The organism is Vibrio sp. 1180_3 (assembly GCF_029478545.1).
GTDB classification, from domain to species: Bacteria; Pseudomonadota; Gammaproteobacteria; order Enterobacterales; family Vibrionaceae; genus Vibrio; species Vibrio aestuarianus.
In genome coordinates, this window is the sequence record NZ_SJFM01000145.1 from 1 (window position 1) to 793 (window position 793).

The following is a 793-nucleotide window of genomic DNA, read 5'->3' on the forward strand; positions in this document are numbered from 1 at the left end:
AAAGTGCAGCAGCTAACTAGGCGTTTAAGACGGATTCCCAACGCTTGGGAGTTTCGATTCTAGGTTGAGTTTTGTGTTTAAGGCGCAATGGTTTAGGATTGTGGTCGCGTTGCTCACCACTTAACGCGGCGTTAGCTTGGGTTAAGAAAAACGGTGAATTTAGGGTGGAAAGGCTTTGGGTTTTCTAGCTACACACCGGACAAATCTCAGTTTCTCAACTATCTCGCCAGTGGCACTTTTCGGGGAGTGTTTGAACTTAACGAAGTCTGCTTACGGGAAATTTTGTGTTTGTTAAGTTCGTTGGCGCGGCTTCTTTGGTGTTGAAATTTATGCATTCTTAAATTCGTTTCGTGTGCTCTGTCGTTGGCTTTTCCGATAGAATTCTTTGCAAATTACCATGCTCAGGAATGAGGATTTCCTCGGTCATTTCTTCTTTGCCAAGCGCATTTCGTGGATGAGGTTTTAATTTCACAGCTGTCCGTTTTACTTTGCCGTTTGAAAGCAATAATGTGTTTAAAATTAGGCATTTTGTCGTAATTCGCTGGCGAAAGTGCAGCAGCTAACTAGGCGTTTAAGACGGATTCCCAACGCTTGGGAGGTTCGGCTCTAGGTTGAGTTTTGTGTTTAAGGCGCAATGGTTTAGGATTGTGGTCGCGTTGCTCACCACTTAACGCAGCGTTAGGCAAAATTTCCTTAGGATCTTCAATGACAGTTTTGAAATTAACTTTAAGTTCGCTTTTGCTTATTGGTATTGCAGCATGCTCTCCTTTCGAAGCATTCCAAGATATGGACA

At 43.3% G+C, this 793-nt stretch carries 2 protein-coding genes; both read right to left on the reverse strand.

Annotated elements, in window-relative coordinates:
* Window positions 1-337: 337 nt before the first annotated feature.
* Window positions 338-472, reverse strand: coding sequence for a hypothetical protein (locus tag EYW48_RS21320; protein ID WP_277433059.1), 135 nt, complete (start codon window positions 470-472; stop codon window positions 338-340).
* Between the two features lie 91 nt (window positions 473-563).
* Window positions 564-793, reverse strand: a 230-nt coding sequence (locus EYW48_RS21325; RefSeq protein ID WP_277433060.1) for a hypothetical protein, incomplete at its 5' end; no start/stop codon positions are given.